Origin of the sequence: Dyadobacter sp. UC 10 (genome assembly GCF_008369915.1) — a bacterium.
Taxonomy (GTDB): Bacteria; Bacteroidota; Bacteroidia; order Cytophagales; family Spirosomataceae; genus Dyadobacter.
In genome coordinates this window covers 6,674,492-6,691,627 of the sequence record NZ_VSRN01000001.1, presented here as the reverse complement: position 1 = coordinate 6,691,627, position 17,136 = coordinate 6,674,492, and the positions used below count along the sequence as shown (strand labels likewise).

The 17,136-nt window shown below is 47.0% G+C and carries 14 protein-coding genes; 7 read left to right on the top strand and 7 right to left on the bottom strand.

The features are described 5' to 3' along the window. The first annotated feature begins 278 nt into the window (after positions 1 to 278). Both FXO21_RS27580 and FXO21_RS27575 read left to right on the top strand, forming a co-directional pair. Positions 279 to 4,640, top strand: coding sequence for a gluzincin family metallopeptidase (locus tag FXO21_RS27580; protein WP_149643111.1), 4,362 nt, complete (start codon positions 279 to 281; stop codon positions 4,638 to 4,640). A gap of 11 nt (positions 4,641 to 4,651) precedes the next feature. Next, complete coding sequence (locus FXO21_RS27575; protein ID WP_149643110.1) at positions 4,652 to 5,041, top strand: T9SS type A sorting domain-containing protein; 390 nt, start codon at positions 4,652 to 4,654, stop codon at positions 5,039 to 5,041. Between the two features lie 67 nt (positions 5,042 to 5,108). Here the strand turns inward: FXO21_RS27575 and FXO21_RS27570 are convergent, their stop codons facing one another. Then, on the bottom strand, positions 5,109 to 5,750 hold the full coding sequence (locus tag FXO21_RS27570; RefSeq protein WP_149643109.1) for a YceI family protein: 642 nt from the start codon (positions 5,748 to 5,750) through the stop codon (positions 5,109 to 5,111). A gap of 181 nt (positions 5,751 to 5,931) precedes the next feature. Between FXO21_RS27570 and FXO21_RS27565 the strand changes: the two genes are divergently transcribed. Then, entirely contained in the window at positions 5,932 to 6,357 is a 426-nt protein-coding gene (locus FXO21_RS27565) for a response regulator (RefSeq protein ID WP_149643108.1), read from the top strand. A 242-nt stretch (positions 6,358 to 6,599) separates the two neighbouring features. Here FXO21_RS27565 and FXO21_RS27560 read toward each other — a convergent pair whose 3' ends face one another. Next, positions 6,600 to 8,510, bottom strand: coding sequence for a CocE/NonD family hydrolase (locus FXO21_RS27560; RefSeq protein ID WP_225865889.1), 1,911 nt, complete (start codon positions 8,508 to 8,510; stop codon positions 6,600 to 6,602). A gap of 167 nt (positions 8,511 to 8,677) precedes the next feature. Between FXO21_RS27560 and FXO21_RS27555 the strand changes: the two genes are divergently transcribed. The 3 genes from FXO21_RS27555 (at position 8,678) to FXO21_RS27550 (ending at position 10,987) form a co-directional block, all read left to right on the top strand. Continuing rightward, the gene (locus FXO21_RS27555) at positions 8,678 to 10,225 is read left to right on the top strand and encodes an NHL repeat-containing protein (RefSeq protein ID WP_149643107.1); all 1,548 of its coding nucleotides are present in this window, start codon (positions 8,678 to 8,680) and stop codon (positions 10,223 to 10,225) included. Next, the gene (locus FXO21_RS29275) at positions 10,140 to 10,520 is read left to right on the top strand and encodes a T9SS type A sorting domain-containing protein (RefSeq protein WP_409014822.1); all 381 of its coding nucleotides are present in this window, start codon (positions 10,140 to 10,142) and stop codon (positions 10,518 to 10,520) included. Before FXO21_RS27555 ends, FXO21_RS29275 begins: the two co-directional genes overlap by 86 nt. Before the next feature lie 104 nt (positions 10,521 to 10,624). Continuing rightward, positions 10,625 to 10,987, top strand: coding sequence for a hypothetical protein (locus FXO21_RS27550; RefSeq protein ID WP_149643106.1), 363 nt, complete (start codon positions 10,625 to 10,627; stop codon positions 10,985 to 10,987). 82 nt (positions 10,988 to 11,069) lie between these two features. Here FXO21_RS27550 and FXO21_RS27545 read toward each other — a convergent pair whose 3' ends face one another. The 4 genes from FXO21_RS27545 to FXO21_RS27530 all read right to left on the bottom strand — a co-directional run bounded on the left by FXO21_RS27545 (position 11,070) and on the right by FXO21_RS27530 (position 15,354). After that, on the bottom strand, positions 11,070 to 12,071 hold the full coding sequence (locus FXO21_RS27545; protein WP_192579347.1) for a T9SS type A sorting domain-containing protein: 1,002 nt from the start codon (positions 12,069 to 12,071) through the stop codon (positions 11,070 to 11,072). 4 nt (positions 12,072 to 12,075) lie between these two features. After that, positions 12,076 to 13,029 carry a C1q-like domain-containing protein gene (locus FXO21_RS27540; RefSeq protein ID WP_192579346.1) on the bottom strand — a complete coding sequence of 318 codons (954 nt, stop codon included), beginning with the start codon at positions 13,027 to 13,029 and terminating at the stop codon, positions 12,076 to 12,078. Positions 13,030 to 13,126: 97 nt separating this feature from the next. After that, positions 13,127 to 13,822 carry a T9SS type A sorting domain-containing protein gene (locus FXO21_RS27535; protein ID WP_149643103.1) on the bottom strand — a complete coding sequence of 232 codons (696 nt, stop codon included), beginning with the start codon at positions 13,820 to 13,822 and terminating at the stop codon, positions 13,127 to 13,129. Continuing rightward, entirely contained in the window at positions 13,819 to 15,354 is a 1,536-nt protein-coding gene (locus tag FXO21_RS27530; protein WP_149643102.1) for a tail fiber domain-containing protein, read from the bottom strand. The genes FXO21_RS27535 and FXO21_RS27530 overlap by 4 nt, the downstream gene beginning before the upstream one ends. 249 nt (positions 15,355 to 15,603) lie before the next feature. Between FXO21_RS27530 and FXO21_RS27525 the strand changes: the two genes are divergently transcribed. Then, positions 15,604 to 16,575: a helix-turn-helix domain-containing protein gene (locus FXO21_RS27525; RefSeq protein ID WP_149643101.1), complete on the top strand. Its 972-nt coding sequence runs from the start codon at positions 15,604 to 15,606 to the stop codon at positions 16,573 to 16,575. Positions 16,576 to 16,650: 75 nt separating this feature from the next. Here the strand turns inward: FXO21_RS27525 and FXO21_RS27520 are convergent, their stop codons facing one another. Next, positions 16,651 to 17,025 carry a DUF983 domain-containing protein gene (locus FXO21_RS27520; RefSeq protein WP_149643100.1) on the bottom strand — a complete coding sequence of 125 codons (375 nt, stop codon included), beginning with the start codon at positions 17,023 to 17,025 and terminating at the stop codon, positions 16,651 to 16,653. Positions 17,026 to 17,136 lie beyond the last annotated feature (111 nt).

Below are 17,136 nucleotides of genomic sequence, written 5' to 3'. Positions count from 1 at the left end.
GCTGATATTTTAGCACCCTCAAATAATGCTTTGGGAGATATTATAGCGCAATTTTTCACGTCTAAATATCTCTATTTATGGTTACAAAATTACCCTGGCGAAAGTGCGCTAATCAAAGGCGCTGTAACAGCCGAAGGCAGACATTGTTTATATTCTTACTTCTTTTCTCGGCTTGCACTACACATTTATGTAGTGCACAAGACGACGATGCGTTTCCAGTTTATCCAACTGATTTGTATGATCCGGCAAAACCGCCAGTTGCCAATCGATTTGGGGTGTTGTATGCTCCTGAACCTTTTACGGTATATGTGCCTACCAAATACTATGGTGTTCAGCCCATTCGGGTAACCGCGTATTTACCATATGTTGAGAGCGAATATGATGCCGCTCAGCCTATGACGCCCTTTGGATCGCATTATACGACCGGTGCGGCCTTGCGATCGACTCAGCACGCGCCCTTCGGTCTGTTTCCGACAATTGAAGTGGTAGCAACAGATGGAGTCGGAACGCTTTCTGAATTGACCGGGTATCCATTTGCATCAATTATGCCGTCGGGTAGCCAGCCGGATTACTATGATGGTTCATTCAGCCTTCTTCATAATTTGAACGATCAGGCTAATGCGAACACGCCTAATCCAATTCCTTCCATCTACGGCGTGACAGCTTTGCATGTTGCACAACGCTTTTTCAAATTCACCACTGGTTTGCTGGATCACAAAGGGATAGACAAGGCAGGAGCGAAATTAGTCCGGATAATCCTTCGTGACACCAAGACGCCTTATGAGGCGCTGCACTTTGACGACCGCTCAGAGTTCTATATTAACATTGAAGACAATGTCCATGATTCATATATTTCTAGGACAAATCTGGCTAGTTCGATGACATTTGGAATGGCCCTGGATCTCATGGAGGGAGAGCCAACTGCGGGTGAAGCCGTACATATTATCAACGCGTTTGCGAAAATCATGGGTTTGGCATTCGTTAATTTCGAAAAGCCGGGAGAACCATTTTCTAATCCTGGCTGGTCGTTTGGTTACGAGCCGGGAATCATTGAAGCGGCCGACCTTATATCGTTTGATAACCCAAAACAGTATAGTGTACCGTCTACATACAAGGGTGAATTCTGGCAGGATAATTCTGGACCTGAAAATTTTAATGATTCCGTATTAACGCTGCTGTTCTATTATCTAAATGTGGCGAAAAGTGGCCATATCGATGATGACGAATCCAGGAGCTATTTTTCCACGGAGCCTCTTATCACAGGGAACAAATATGCAACGTATGCGCTTGCCCTGAAACTATTCTACCGTGCAATTGTCGGTAAAATCAATACCAACTCCACTTTCTCCGAACTGCGCTTCCGACTTCTGCAAGCTGCCATTGCCGAGGGGCATCTGCCCGGTTCGCCCGTATTTGAAAGGGTCATGACAGCGTGCGCGGCTGTTGGGATAGGAGAGCTGCCTTACGATAGTAACTATAATTGTTCAAGTACCAAGACAGCTGATAGTTGGTTTAATGGTCCAGTTCAATACAACGTCGCGCATGTAACTTTGGAGCAAGACCCCACTAGCAAAAAGGCAATACTATTAACGGATTGCACTTCTGAAGCTTTTATTAAAACTGCCGAACTGGATCCGCTGATTCCGGAGAAGTACAATGTCTTTATCAATAAGACACCTGATCAGGGTGAGCTATATGGAAAAGAAAAAGACTTGGTTAAATCGAAGGTGGCCATCAGCGTTCACGCACATTCTATTACTGCCAGAGATTGGTTTAGGGATCGCTTCGGACATTTGGGAATGGATGGCTTGGGTAAAATAGGCCTATTGAATTGCATCGGTAATTCTATAAGTCCTGGGGAAGAGATTATTCCATCTAGTAATGAAATAGATCTACGTCATACGTTTTCCTTTAAATCGGCATGCAGGGACGATGTTTTTCGTCGGTATACCCAAGCCATATTTATTTCTCGTGATTACCCCTCATATGTAGACACAGATCAGGGCGAAGAGGCAAAAATTCTCAGTTCAGGCCTGTCGAGTATTTTCGGATTAACCATAAAGAGGGATTTCGAGAAAAAGAAGCTAAATCCGGATGCAGATGAGATTTGGCAACTTTACGAAGAATTAGGAGATGCGACACAGGTCCGCAGTTTTCCTCAGCCTAAATTACACGGGCAAGTGAGTGTCTATCACGGGAATAATTGGGTTCCGGGCGATACAAGAGTCAATTCTGGCTTTCTGCAACTCTTTTTCTACCTGCTTGTTCACGGAACAAAATCTGCCGAAGGGTATAAAAATGACGAACCTGGCAGCTTGACCTATTTTGTCAATCCACTGCCCGAAGATTTAGTAGTCAAAGTGCTGTGGAACGCGTCACGGACTGTCTCCTATGACCCAACCATCGAAGAATTCCGTATGGCGACCTTAACAGAGCTTCACAAGTTGGACCCTGTGAAATACCACGCCAAATCCAAGGAGCACATTTCAATTTTTGATGCTTGGGCCGCGGTTTTGGGTTTGCCGGATTATGCATCTGGGCTGGCACATTTCCCTGAGGACGACGCGGTCGTTTATCCCTGGGCTGTGAAGGTGGGTGTTGAGGCGGAATATCCGGTGTACGAGAGCTACCGTCTTTTTGAGGTGAGCACCAGTATGGCTTTTAACGATAATGTGGCGCCTGTTTACCGGTTTGTGAACAGCAGCGCCCCTGACCTGGAAACTGGTATGACCTATGGTTACATCAACCTGGAACCGGGCAAGTACTTTGTCCGCTCTCACCTGGCGCAAGGCCCTGATTCCCGCGCGCATTGCGAGGCCACTAACGACCCTGCGTTCTGCGAATCTCTTTTAGGGAAAGAGAAATGGACCCTTCCATACCCTTTTACTGCGGGGCCTGTCCCTGCTCCGGTAACCATTTCGCCGCTAAAAGGGGAGACGGTGCCGGCATGGTCGGGCTTTTTCAGCTTCGGCAGTGTGGCCGGCGCCATGGGCTATGATATGCATGTGAAAGACCCACAGGGTACAGCTGCTGAGCATACTATCGCTGTTGATATACCCTATGACGAAGACGACCAAAGTTCGGTTACGAAAAAGCTGGCTTTGTCTGCCAAAAAGCCGTACAGCTATGCTGTTGCGGGCAAGCAAAAACTAGGCTCTGAAAAGGCGGTACATGTCTTGCCAGGCGGGCTGCTGCAACTGCTGACGGAAGCTGAAAAAGAGCAGTTCCCGACGATTTACAGTGATTGGACCGAGGAGATTTCATTCGAAACCGACATGCCGACGATCAGTTTGCATTCGCCAGCGGACCAGGATTCTATACCCCTGTTTGGAGAAGATGTTGTTTTGCGTTCCACGCGGCTCACTCCTGACCGCGCCGATTACTACCAATTTTATTTGAAAGAACCCTTTTACGAATCACCCGCATTGACCCAGGAGGAAGGTTTCGCCCACTTCGCTATCCATGTTCCTGGTTTGCAGGGTGTTGAAGACAAAAAAGGGTACCATTGGGCGATCGTGCCCCGTAAAAAGGCGGAGCTGCCTTTCATTGTTGAGGAAGAAGAAGGTGAAGTGGTCAAGTGGCACCGATTCATTGTTACCAAGAATTTGGCGCCCAAGCCCGAGGTGGACAATATAGATTGCGTGGAAGCTGGCAGTGAGCCGGTATTGCACTGGAAGCCCGTGCCAGGGGCGCAAACCTACAAATTGACTGGCGTTGATGGGGCCACCCAAACAGAGCTGGGAGCGTATCAGACCGGGCAGCTGGCAGGCAAATTGTCCAATATGTCGACCTTTCCCAATAAATACATTTATAAGGTGGCTGCCGGTATCATGGGCGGCAATGGAGAATGGATTTTTGGGCCGGAGGCGGTAGGGGATTATAGTGTTGTCCCGCCCAGCCCATCCAACCTGGCCCCGAATAACGTGAGCGGTGTAATACTGGGGGAAAACAATTCGGTTCACTTTTCCTGGGAGCTGCCCGCCGGGGTGACCGAAGTTCATTTGTTTGCCCGCGACGAGGATACCGAGCAGGTCCTGCTCGATCACTTTATAGTAGGGGACCAGGTCAACTTGAACCACCTTGAATTTGACCATGATATATTCTGGTCTTTACAAAGTCAAAGCCCGGATAAATCCTGTGTAAGTAAGGAGGTCACTGCGATATTCCATACGGAGCCTGCCCCGGATGAGTTTGATTTCGGTTTTGAGCTGCGAGTGGATAATGACGATCCCAAGATCTTCGGGGGCCTTTATCATTATTCGATCAGGGTTATTCGTCCTGATGGGAATGTGGATTTTACCGGCATCGGCACCGTGGATGCTGATACCTGGTTGCAGGTAGGTTTTGTTCCTGAGATGGGTCAGGTAATCAATGGCAATGAAATGAACGGGCAGCTGACCGACCAGCAGGGGGACTATCTGATCGAACTGGAAATCATTGATATGTTCCAATGTCAAAATTGCCCAGACGTCAATGCGCACCCCAAGATCAAAGTCCGTGGTATGGAGTACATCCGTAAAAACGGTGAATCAAGCTGGAAACTGAATAAGTCGGTGCAGCCTCAGCCGAGTGACCCCGAGTTCCCCAGTCGTACGATCGGGGCAAAAAAGTTGATCAAACTACATTATAACTTACCATAACTAGCAATCCGATGAAGACATACCTGATTATACTGGGGTTACTGGCTGGCCTGCCTGCTTTTGCCCAGCATCAAAAACCTGCGGTAAACCGGCAGGACGAGCGCATCTATTTTTACCAAGACGAGCCGTCGCCGCGCGCATTGATCAAAGGGGATCTAACGATCTTTCCCAACCCTGCCTGGGCAGTCACCAAGCTGAAAGTGACGAATATGACTGACCATGCCGTGGGGCAGGGATACGTTTTGCAGGTCCATTCAACGGACGGCAGGTTGTGTCACCAGCAGGGGTGGTCTGCGGGTCAGGGGCTGGATGTGACGCGTATCCCGGAAGGGACCTATATTGTCACTGTCCGGCGCGATGACCTTGTCTTCTCCCAAAAGCTGATTGTCAAAAGACAATAGCATTAATCCCAAAGCAAAAAATCCAGCCGCTCAGCAATGGGCGGCTGGATTTTTTGCTTTTCAAGCCTCATTTCCTTTTCCCGCTTAACTTCAAATGCACATCCACAACAGGCTTGATCGAGGCTTCATCCGGCAAGCCGGGTTCGGTGGCGTAGTTGATTCCCCATAACGTGCGGTCGAATGGAGCGAGTGCTTCCATACTAAAATTATCGCCGTTAATGCTGATTCTGGCTAGGAATGATAGGGGACGTGTATTTCCTAACATTGTTAAATTTCCGGTCACTTTATGATTTGCACCCGAAATAATGCCGTCTCCTGATTCGCTCGAAGGCGTTACGCTGGTGATCTCAAACTTTACGTTCGGGTGTAACACCATATTGAAGAAGTCCGGGCTTTGGAGATGGTGGACCAATGCCTGTTTCAACTCCTTGGTAGGTTGGTTAAAGTTGACTATAGATGATACCGGGATTGTAAAAGTGCCGCTTTTTACTTTCGAATCTTCAATTACAAAGCTTTCACTTTTCACCGCAATAGAACCTTCATTGAAAAAGCCGGTCTTAAGGTGCCCCTTCCACTGCGCTATTGAAGTATCATCTAACCCGAATTGAGAATTGCCAACTTCATGATCTGTACAGCTGAAAAAAAATCCTGAGACCGCTACAAACGCCAGGAACTGCATTCTTCCAAAAATGGAATTTACGATTTTCATAATAATTTTATTTAACATGGCTTGATAGAACTGCTGCGAAAGTAGCTGATCCGCTTCACGGAAAGCCTACGCGAAACGGACAAAAATATACGTACAACGGACTTTCGGTTTTGGGCCGGATTGGTATTCGAATGAATAAATCCGATATTTGGGAAGAATTATTCGCTTAAAATTTCTGGTAATGTCAATAAAAGGTCCTATCATTTCCATTGAAGACGATACTGACGATCAGTTTTTAATCCAAAGTGTGGTCGACGAACTGAATCTTCCGAATAAGCTGATTTTTTTTGGAAATGGCCTTGAAGCACTCTTATATCTCGAAACCACCCAGGAACAACCCTTCCTGATCATCTGCGATATTAATATGCCCGTCATGAATGGGCTTGAGTTGAGAGAGCGGATTGACCGAAATGAATTTTTAAAAAGAAAAGCTATTCCTTTTATTTTTTTAAGTACTGCCGATAACCCGCATGTAATCGAAACTGCCTATAATTCAACCATTCAGGGTTTTTTTAAAAAAGAGAACAGCTTTCATGAACTGAAAAGCCGGGTAAAAATTATCTACGACTATTGGCAGTGCTGCCTGCACCCTAATTTACACGCGTGAATACCAAAATGGATAGTTAGCCGCGTAGTGCAAGTTGTTGGTGACAACACCAACAATGGCAGAAGGTGACAACACCAACAATGGCAGAAGGTGACAACACCAACAACGGCGGAAGGTGACAACACCAACAACGGCGGAGGTGACAACACCAACAACGGCGGAGGTGACAACACCAACAATGGCGGAAGGTGACAACACCAACAACGGCGGAAAACAACAATGGCAAAAAGTCTCCTTAGGATTTAGGGTACCACCCTCACACCCACATAAGAAGAGCTGCTTCCCGACAAGTAAATCCGGTGATTTGCTTTCTGAAAATCCTGTTCTGATGCCTTATAGATATTTACGAACTTCTGAGGGTTGCGATCGACCAGTGGAAACCACGAGCTCTGTACCTGCACCATAATCTTGTGGCCTTTTTTGAAACGATGCGCCGCATCCTGCATGTCAAATTTAACCTGCTCGATCTTTCCGGGTGTCATCGGTTCGGGTTTCGAAAAGCTCTTTCTGAATTTCGCCCGCATCACTTCGCCACGGATCAGCAATTGAAAGCCACCCATCTTCATAGCAGGGCTAACCGGACTGTCGTTGGGCGCATCCCCCGGGTAAACATCAATCAACTTAACCACAAAATCAGCGTCAGTACCGGTAGTCGACACAAACAGATCCGCAAACACATTCCCTGATATCGTTATATCTTCCGTGAGGGGGGCCGATTCATAAACCAATACGTCGGGCCGCGAAGCAGCAAAGCGTTGATCCTCATACATATAGTCACTTCCTCGGATGATCCGGATCTCGGAAGTATAGGGGACCGGCTTTGCGGGATCGCTGGTATATTCATCAAATGCGGGTTTTGCACCCACTTGCATGGTCGTCATAGTGGGAGAGAAGGAGAGGGTTCCGTCCGGGTGGAAATAGAGCTTTTTCTCAACCGTATTTTTTGGGGGCCACTGGTCGTACTTTTTCCATTGATTGGAGCCGGTCTCGAAAATGTAGGCTTTGGGAAGTCCCGGGTTCGGCTGATCTTTCAGGAAGTGGTTGAAGTAGGGCAGCTCAATTTCCTGCTGATAAAATTCGCTGGTTTTGGCGCCGAACCGGATATTACCCAGCGATTCCCCCGTACCGCGTGCCCAGCCACCATGTATCCACGGACCCATTACCAGCAAATTGGGAGATTTGGGTTTGTTGTTTTCAATGCCCTGGTAAGTCTTCAAAGGCCCGTACAAATCCTCCTGATCAAACCAGCCGCCGACGACCACCACGGCAGGTTTGATGTCCTTCAAATGCGGAACGGGTGTTCTCGCTTTCCAGAAATCATTATAAGATTCGTTTTCCATCATCTGGTTCCAGATGCGGTTCTGTTTCTTGAAAATCTGCTCGTTCACATTTTTAAGCGGCCCCAGTTTTTTGTAAAATTCGTAAGAATTCGGTGTGCCGTATGCATTGAAACCCGGGGCGCCCTTTGAGGTAGGGACCGGTCGCGGCGCGCCGTAGGAGGAGAGGAATGCGAATGTTCCCATCAGAAAGAACGCGCCGTTATGGTGGCGGTCGTCGCCCATAAACCAGTCGGTCACCGGGGCCTGCGGGGATGTTACTTTCAACGCATGGTGCGCTTCAATGGCCGTCATGGTTGCGTAGAAGCCAGGTGCTGATATCCCCCAGCTGCCTACTTTCCCATTGTTGTTTTCAAGATTTTTCAGCAGCCACTCGATGGTGTCGTAGGTATCCGAACTTTCATCGACGTCGGATTTGCTTTTTTTATTGGGGATAAATGGCCTGTTCGCTTCGAAATCGCCTTCCGACATATATTTACCCCGGACATCCTGGTAAACAATAATATATCCTTCACGCGCAAAATGCATACCGGGTCCGATCGGTACTTTGATCTGATCCTCGCCATAGGGGGCCACGCTGTAAGGTGTCCGGTTTAGGAGGATCGGATATTTTTTCGTGGTTGAAATGTCTTTGGGAATGTAAATAGACGTAAAAAGCTTCACGCCGTCCCGCATCGGCACCTTCCTTTCTATTTTGGTGTAGTTCGAGCGGATATAGAGCGAATCCTGTGTGAACGGTGTCTGTGCGGATGCTTGAAATGTTGTAAGCAATGGAAAAAACAGAAGACCAAGCAAAATGCAACTATGGTATTTCAAGGTATTTGGATTAACGTGAGTAGCCGAAAATGCAGCGAAGTCAATTTAACAAAAGGAAAGTATCATCGCAAGAAGTGGTTTGATAATTAGAAGTAGCCGGTTGCACATTCCACGGAATTTTTGCCAGGGGGTTGATTAATTTATGTCTTCTGTAAATTTTCACATACATGAAAACCCCTTTCTTAGTTTGCGCGATAATTCTAATTCAGCTCACTAATGGAATTTTTGCACAACCCGGCGCGCTGGATTTATCTTTTGGTGAGAACGGTAAAGTTGTGACCGGCAATGGGGCAGTTTCCAGTGTCGGTCACAGTGTGTTAATACAACCTGATAAGAAAATTGTAGTTATCGGAAACTGCTTTGAAGGAGGTGTCAGCCGAGACTTTCTTATTATCCGTTATAATCCGGACGGGTCTCCGGATACTTCTTTTGGCTTGAACGGAATTGTTCGAATGCTAATCAGTTCGGTAGAGGATTTTGCGTCATCCGCAATCCTGCAACCCGACGGTAAAATAATTGCTGCGGGATATTCCTGGAATGGCAAGGACCTGGACTTTACAATGGTCAGATACCTCTCAGATGGAAGCAGGGATGCCAGCTTCGGTAACGGTGGAATCGTCACTACCGATTTCGGTGGAAATAGGGATAAGGCAAATCAAATCATCTTGCAAACAGATGGTAAGATCGTAATGGTTGGAGCTACTGGCAAAACAGACTACACTGACCAAGACGTTGCAATAGCCAGGTATGAAACATCCGGTGCATTGGACCATAGTTTCGATTTGGACGGCAAGATAGAACTTTCAATGGGTGAGCCTGGTTTTTGGCAGTCGGCGAAAGGAGTGGCGATACAAAATGACGGAAAAATCGTCATAACCGGATACACCGAAAACTTTGACACCACTAAACAATACATAGAGGTTCATTTCTTGCTATTGCGAATCAATCCTGACGGTACATTGGATCATTCTTTCTCGGACCATGGAGTCGCAATTACGCCCATAGGGAAGGATGATGGCAGCACTTCTGTCGTAATTCTTTCAAACGGCAAAATACTGCAGCTTGGGAACGTTAATTTTGAATTGGGTGATAGTTCCGATATGTGCCTGGTACAATACAATTCGGATGGGACAAGGGACAACAGTTTTGGCAATGAAGGAAAGGTGATGATGTCGTTCACCGATTTCGAGGAAACAGGATATACTTTACTACTTCAAAATGACCAAAAAATATTGGTTGCAGGCGCCGTTTGTGTTGACAGTAGCGATAATCAGGACTTTTTTGTTGCACGCTTTCACTCCAACGGCCTTTTGGATCACACTTTCGGATCTATGGGAAAGGTCACAACAGACTTTTTTGAAGATAGTGATGTTGCAAGAGACATGGCGCTACAAACAGATGGGCAATTAGTGGTTGCCGGATACACGACAAAAGGAAATGGTTTTGACGTAGGTGTTGTCAGGTATAGCAACGATGCATCTCTGCCAGTCGATTTACTCCAGTTTAATGCAAAGCCTGACGAGTACAACGTTGTATTAAACTGGACGACCGGTTGGGAGAAGAACAGTGGCTATTTTGAGATTGAAAGAAGCAACTCGGGAACAATCTGGCAATCAATCGGCAGAGTGAATGCAAATGTCGACTCGGAAGTCAAGCAGGTTTATCATTATAGCGACCTGGATCCTTTTTTTGGCCGCAGCTACTACCCGGCTTAAAATGGTGGACGGGGATGGAACATTTGCATATAGCAAGATTAGTGTTGTGCTTTTAATTGGGGCAAATACCCAGGCTTTTTTATTTCCAAATCCCGCCTCCAATCTGCTGTTTATTAAGGCGGCATACCTTCGCAACCTTAAAAGTGTTCGTATCTCGGGAACTGATGGGAAAACTATCAGGCACTTACAGGTTGGCCCGGTTATCGACATACAAAATCTACCGAATGGCAGGTACGTCGTCGAGCTTGATTTCAATGGTTTTTTCCTGGCAGAGCATCTATTGATAGTTAGATAATCGCAATACATTCATCCGGCAATAATACCGTTCGTGTAGTCGACAAAGCTCATAACGATCTAGTACCTTATATTGCATAGTACCTTGTTAAGCATCTATTAGCCATGAAACTATTATCAGCATCATTACTCTTGCTATGTTTTTCCTGCAATCGTGGAAATGACCTGCATATCAAAGTGACAGACAGTGACGACACTTACGAGTATGCAGCCCGGTTTGAGCCTGCTAAAAGTGTTGCTGTCCAACGGTTTGTCAATCGCCACATTGCCCCGACCCGCATTATTTCCGACGGAGACATGGAAGTGACGGTGGTACTTGAAGACAAAACCAAGTTCGACTATGAGGTGTTTCCCGGTGAGTTGAACATCTCCCTCGACAAATCTCAAAATTCACCTGCGGGTTATGCAAGGATCAAAAAAATGTGTGAGGATTTGAACCGGATCATTAATCCGAAAAAGGAGGAGTAAGGAAAGATTTCCGATAAATTCCAAAAAACACACCAATTCATAAAGAACGGATGTGTTTTGTTGGCAGGCCGACTAAATTAGGCTACTTCTTAAGTATTTTGGTAGAATTATTGGTGCCGTCTTTCAGTATGGTATTCATAATATAGATGCCTGAGGGGAAGCTTGTTAAGTCAAATTCCTTTGTGTCGCCTTCCACCCCTTTACTTTCGATCGCCTTCATGGATTTTCCGGCGACAGAAGTGAAAAGCACCTGCTGAATAGCCGCCTGTCCTATGGCTCGGACTGTTGTTTTATCTGAGACCGGATTAGGGTAGACGCTGACAAATGCATCTGATAAACTGAAATCCACATTGACAATCCGGCTGTAAGCGTAGGTGCCGTCCTGATCCACCATTTTCAGGCGGTACAGATTTTGGGATGGATCGGGCGTTTCATCATTGAAAGTATAAGTTCGTCCTGTTCTGGTATCACCGTCTGCTTTCACCTCGCCCAGTGCCTTCCATACTTTTCCGTCCCGGCTGCGCTGCACTTCGAAATAGTCACTGTTGATTTCATCGGAAGTACTCCATGTGAGGAAAGCCTGCTGCTCTTGCCTGGTTGCCTGAAAGCTAATCAGTTTCACCGGTAATGTGCTCCCGGCAGCTACCGCTGTAATACGGAGCAGGCTATTGTTGAAGCCGCTAAAAAATTTGGAAACGTGGTGCGCTGCCTGATCTACCGTTCCGTCGCTTGTAGTTTTATATTGCTCGGTTGGGTTGAAGTATGCGATTTGCAGCATGCTTTCTTCATTTCCATTCAATTCCTGCGGGGTGTAGCTGATGCCGACGGTACCATTGAAGCCAATGGGCTCATTAAAATCATAAACCCTGCTGATGCTGGAAGTAGGCGAGCCGACGATCGGAGTCGATGTCACGGTAAGCGTCTTGTTTTCCCAGGTATTGTTAAACGTAGGCCGCAGTGCCAAACCATCGATAGAAACCGTCGTATTCGCCCCGATGAAAAACTGGCTGCCGGAGGAAAATTGGGCGTGGAGATCAGACGCAAAAAAGAGTGCGAAGATTGAGATGTAGTTTCGAATATTCATATTGTTATTTAGTAGATTGGACGAAGCGACCAGTAAAATGACTGTCTTCTCCAAGCGTAACAGTACTTTCATTGCCATGTGTGAAGGTTACAAAAACTTGGTCGCCCGCTTGAAGCATTACATCTGTGGAGGTACCATAATAACCAATGGTATTCCCGGGGCCTGAGCATATCCTTTCTGCAACTCCCCCGGAGGAACGGAAAAGCCCGATGGCAGCAGGCCCGCCTCCCCATTGTACTTGAAAATCGAAATGATAGATTCCATTCTGGGGCGCTGTGAATGTATCGCTGGCACCTTGAAGATGAATATCATAATTGTTCGTCCGGTCATAATCTTCGTCACCAAATGGAACCTTGTATGTTATATTTTTCGCAAGAATATGAGCGCCATTTTTTAATACACCTGTTACCCGAAATGCCGCTCCACCCTCCCAGGTAGCATTTCCATTATTATCACTAGTCAGAACCTTCCCCGATCCCGGCGATTGCCCGTTTCCTGAAATCTTCAATTTACCATCTACTATCATTGCATAACCGCCTTGACTGAAAGTCTGTATGGCGGATGACGATCCCGACTGGCTGAAATTGCTGATGCTAAATGCCGACTCGCCGCTGGCCGTACCTATTGACTTGTTTACCGGCAATTTAAAATCATTTAAACTTGTCCAGCTAGGCGCAGCCGGAGGGGTTGCGGCATTGTAGTAAAAGCCCACACCGAGCATCACATCCGGGTTGGTGTTATAAACCAACAATCCGTTTGCAGGATTGGGAACAGTGGTGTTGTCAACGCTGTTTTGCAAACTTACTTTCGGAATCAATATCCCTTTATTCGTCGCCTGGATATCCAGCGCGGCGCTGGGGTCGGGGGTGGTGGTGTTGATCCCTACGCCCTGCCCGAGGCTGGCGGTGGTGAGCAGGCTTGCGAGCATGGCCGCGCAAACCAGGCTGGTTGATCGCATTTTACGTTTCTTTTGATTGAGTACCTGGGGTCGTTTTTCCATCGTTGTGTTTGTTCTGTAATAATAAAGTTTGATGTAGCTGGTATGAGGAGGGTCTTTATGGTTGTACGAGTGTGATTGTTTTGCTACCTGCTATGGACTCGATGCTGAGCAGGTAGGTACCTTTTCCGGGCAGCTGCATCCTTTCCTGTGCGCCGGGTTCCGCGATTTGTTTCACCAGTCTGCCCGCCTTATCGTAAAGGCTGAGTTTGAAGCTCCGGTCGGGCAGGGAGGCGGTTACTTTTCCGTCCTGCACCGGATTTGGGAATGCTGTAAAACGGTCGAGGCTTTCGTTGGGGGGGATCACACGGATGATCTTGCTGAATGAGAACTGCCCATCCGTATCCACCTGTTTCAGCCGGTAGTAGCTGGTAGTAACCAGTTGATTGTCAATAAACTGATATTGCTTGCTTACTTTTATATCCCCGGCTCCATCTACCCAGCCGATATTTTCAAACTGCCGCGCGTCGGTTGATTTCTGGACTTCGAAGCCGGCATTATTGTATTCTTCTGCTGTTTCCCATTCCAGCCGTGCTGAGCCGTCGGCTGCTAATATGCCTTCAAAACGGACCAGCTTGACCGGCAGCGTAGAGAGGGTTGTAAATGCATTGATATCACCCAGCACCCACTCGAGACTTACGCCGCCCGACTGGCCGGCATTGGCTGCCGCGTAAATACCGCCGGGGGAAATGGATTGGGCGAAGGAAGACAGAGAAATCAAAATAGAGCCAACGGTGAGATATATATATTTCATTTTGAAGGTTCGTTTGAATGGTTAGATGCTGCTGTTTTAATATTACTGAGTTCAGCTTTCAGGGCTTGCATTTCAGCCCGGATAGTGCCGATCAGCTCCGTTTGTGCTTTCAGGCTTTTTACCGACTCTATCAAATGCGGGATCAGCCCGATGTAGTTGACGGCCTTAAAACCTTTTTCATCCGTAGTAACCAGCTCGGGAAAGTATTGCTCCACTTCCTGGGCAATGAGGCCGGTTTGCAGCTGCTGGCTTTTGGTGCTGTCTTTCCAGAAATAATGCTGGCCGACCAAATGGCTGAGTTTGGAAAGGCTGTTTGAAAGCGGAGAGATGTCACGTTTGAGGCGGCGATCGGAGGTTTGGATCAGTGCTCCATTGAGATAACCGTTGCCCCCGTCATTTATCCAAAAACGCCAGTTGTCGCCAATGAACAGTCCCACATCGTTGCTTGTCTTCATTCCTACGAATGCGGCGTTTTCTTTTTGCGCTCCGTTAAAATAGATGCCTGCAGTATGGCTGCCGAGTGCATCGTGACGTATTCGAATTCTGCTGCCAATATCGAGTACATATTTTGGTTCAACAGTAGAAAAAATTTCACCGATTCCGATATAGCCATTTCTTAAAACAGTTAAAGCATTCAGGCGAGACAAATAATTTTTCCCGATTCCAATTTGAAATATTCGATCAGTTTCCGCAGCGGTTACTCCCGGGGTGTCGGAGTCATTATTGAATGATCCGATCGCCACGCCGTTTCTGGCTTTTGCAGTTGTGCCTTCACCCAACGCAACTGACACTGGCCCTTTAGCGCTTGCATCTATCCCGGAAGCAAAGGAACTATTGCCAATTTCAGGGTCTAGCCATTGGCTCCCATTTATTGTTCCGGTTATTGTTCCAGCCCGAAAAGCAGCTTTTTGGGGATGCCAGATTAGTTTGTTACCTGTTCCGGGGTTACTCAACGCAGGGCTGTTTGCCGATCCCGAAAAGACAATCGGAATATCACCTTGCAAACGCTCAGCCAGCTTTGCGTTATCAGCGTTTTTGGCATTATCGGCATTGTTTGCAAAAAGGGCACTTGGAACAGCTAAAAGCGGAGTTATTCCGAGATCAATGTAGTCTTCTAGTCCAGTTTCGTTGAGGGCCAAATAAATATGAAGTACATATGACTTTAATCCCCATTTTGCATCAAGCAGACTACCTTGCGAACCCAGATTTCCAATGCTCCCAATTATGATATTGAACACCCCTCCGTTGTTGGTTGTGACACTATGTATTTCTTCATATGCATACGGATCAAGTTCGTCTGTTGAGCGAATAACTACATTGATTCTGATCGGCTTAGAGGCAAGAATCTTACCTGCTGCGTCCCGCGCAACTCCCTGAAAATTAAATTGCCCCGGCACCTGCCCCCGCACATCAACTGTACACATAATAACCCAAAAGAAAACAAACCACAGCAAAAGCAGTAATGACAACCTTCTGGTGATCGGCCTTGTGCCTTTTTCCTCAGGTTTATTTTGATTATTTCCCGATCTCATAATCAATCACGTTTAAATGTTGAATTTTATACAGACCGAATATGCACATTGGATTTGTAGACCAGTAAATGGATAATTGATCGGCTGGTGTTAACGATTTAGCGGTATGTTGGAAGGGGGGAAGGGAGGAACGGAGGAAGGAGGAAGGGAAGAATGGAGGAAGGGAGGAACGGAGGAAGGGAGGAAGGGAGGAAGACGGAGGAATGGGGGGATGGGTTATATTTGGGGTGTTACTATTTTCTTTTTTTTATGCGCTCTTCTTTTCCACGGCTGGATATCGGGCCGCTTTCGGAGTACCGGGCGGAGGATTTTATGATCAGCCGGTTTTCTGAGTATCTCAAAGAGCATCAGAACCTGGTCTTTCCGCATCGGCACAGCTTTTACCATCTGGTACTTTTCACGGAAGGCGCGGGTTCGCATATCATTGATTTCAACCATTTCCAGGTCGAGGCGGGGCAGATGTATTTTATGGTGCCGGGGCAGGTGCACGACTGGCGTTTTGAGGGTAAGCCGGAAGGGTACGTGGTCAATTTCTCAGCGTTTTTTTTTAATGCGTTCCTGCTGCAATCTGACTACCTGGATTATTTTCCTTTTCTGAGCAGCGATAGCAGAAATAACGTACTGCGCCTCAGTAAGCAGGTTTTTGAAAAGGTGATCGTCCTGTTCGAAGAACTTTTGACACATGAACACGGAGAGATTTTATTCCGCAAGGATATGATCCGGGTGTTGCTGCTGCAAATCCTTTTTACGGTGGCAAGGAATGATGTGTCCGGGGATGCTAAAAAGTCGGCAAAATTGGCCGGCATACACAAACACGAGTGGAGGAACCCCGTAATCCGACAATTTCAAAAGCTGGTCGACCGGCATTTCATTTCCATGAAAAAGCCGGGTGCTTATGCAGACCTGCTGAATATTACGCCCAATCATTTGAACGCTCTGTGTAAGGAACATCTGGGCGTGCAGGCGGGGGAGGTAGTACGGGCACGCATCGTGCTGGAAGCGAAGCGTCTGCTAACAAACCAAACCCTCACCATTTCCCAGGTTTCAGATCAGCTCCAATTTGCAGATAACTCTTATTTTACGAAGTTTTTTAAAAAAGAAACGGGGGCTACGCCGGAGGAGTTTAGGGGGGGAAGGAGGAGGGAGGAAGGGATGAAGGAGGAAGGGATGAAGGAGGAAGGGATGAAGGAGGAAGGGATGAAGGAGGAAGATACTCAATGACTCAATGACCGAATGACCCAATGACCCAATGACCGAATGACCCAATGACCCAATGACTCATTCATTCATTCAAAACTAAACCTCCCCCGCGGCCGGCTTGATAAAGATCGCCAGCCAGGCTCTTCTTGCCAGCCGGTAAAACCAGGGTGTGAGGATGATCAGGACGGGGATGATGCCGAAGAGGAAATAGTCCAGGTATTGTTCGAAGAGGTTTACGACGATCAGGAATACGATGACCATAAACGCTACGTAAAACGCGTAGCTCATGTACAATGCGCCCTGGTAAAAACCGGGTTCGGGTACCAGGTTTTCGCCGCAGTGCGGACAGTACTTGTTCATTTTTTCAAAATTCCGGAGGTCGTAAGCGCTTTTGCTCACGAAAAAATCGCCTTCCCCGCATCTGGGGCATTTGTTAAAAAGTACGCTGTATATTCTATTGTGTTTTGCCATGATCAGTCCGGGTATCTATGAGAAGTGGTGTTTTTTTTGTGTCACACAAATCTCCTCATAAACGGGGATGAAAAAAATGACAGAAGACACCTTTTATGGTAAAAATCAACG

What these genes read in the sequence shown, in the direction of transcription:
- FXO21_RS27575 (WP_149643110.1), top strand. Translation starts at nt 4,652, where the DNA reads ATGAAGACATACCTGATTATACTGGGGTTACTGGCTGGCCTGCCTGCT.
- FXO21_RS27570 (WP_149643109.1), bottom strand. Translation starts at nt 5,750, where the DNA reads ATGAAAATCGTAAATTCCATTTTTGGAAGAATGCAGTTCCTGGCGTTT.
- FXO21_RS27565 (WP_149643108.1), top strand. Translation starts at nt 5,932, where the DNA reads ATGTCAATAAAAGGTCCTATCATTTCCATTGAAGACGATACTGACGAT.
- FXO21_RS27555 (WP_149643107.1), top strand. Translation starts at nt 8,678, where the DNA reads ATGAAAACCCCTTTCTTAGTTTGCGCGATAATTCTAATTCAGCTCACT.
- FXO21_RS29275 (WP_409014822.1), top strand. Translation starts at nt 10,140, where the DNA reads ATGCAAATGTCGACTCGGAAGTCAAGCAGGTTTATCATTATAGCGACC.
- FXO21_RS27550 (WP_149643106.1), top strand. Translation starts at nt 10,625, where the DNA reads ATGAAACTATTATCAGCATCATTACTCTTGCTATGTTTTTCCTGCAAT.
- FXO21_RS27545 (WP_192579347.1), bottom strand. Translation starts at nt 12,071, where the DNA reads ATGAATATTCGAAACTACATCTCAATCTTCGCACTCTTTTTTGCGTCT.
- FXO21_RS27540 (WP_192579346.1), bottom strand. Translation starts at nt 13,029, where the DNA reads ATGCGATCAACCAGCCTGGTTTGCGCGGCCATGCTCGCAAGCCTGCTC.
- FXO21_RS27535 (WP_149643103.1), bottom strand. Translation starts at nt 13,822, where the DNA reads ATGAAATATATATATCTCACCGTTGGCTCTATTTTGATTTCTCTGTCT.
- FXO21_RS27530 (WP_149643102.1), bottom strand. Translation starts at nt 15,354, where the DNA reads ATGAGATCGGGAAATAATCAAAATAAACCTGAGGAAAAAGGCACAAGG.
- FXO21_RS27525 (WP_149643101.1), top strand. Translation starts at nt 15,604, where the DNA reads ATGCGCTCTTCTTTTCCACGGCTGGATATCGGGCCGCTTTCGGAGTAC.
- FXO21_RS27520 (WP_149643100.1), bottom strand. Translation starts at nt 17,025, where the DNA reads ATGGCAAAACACAATAGAATATACAGCGTACTTTTTAACAAATGCCCC.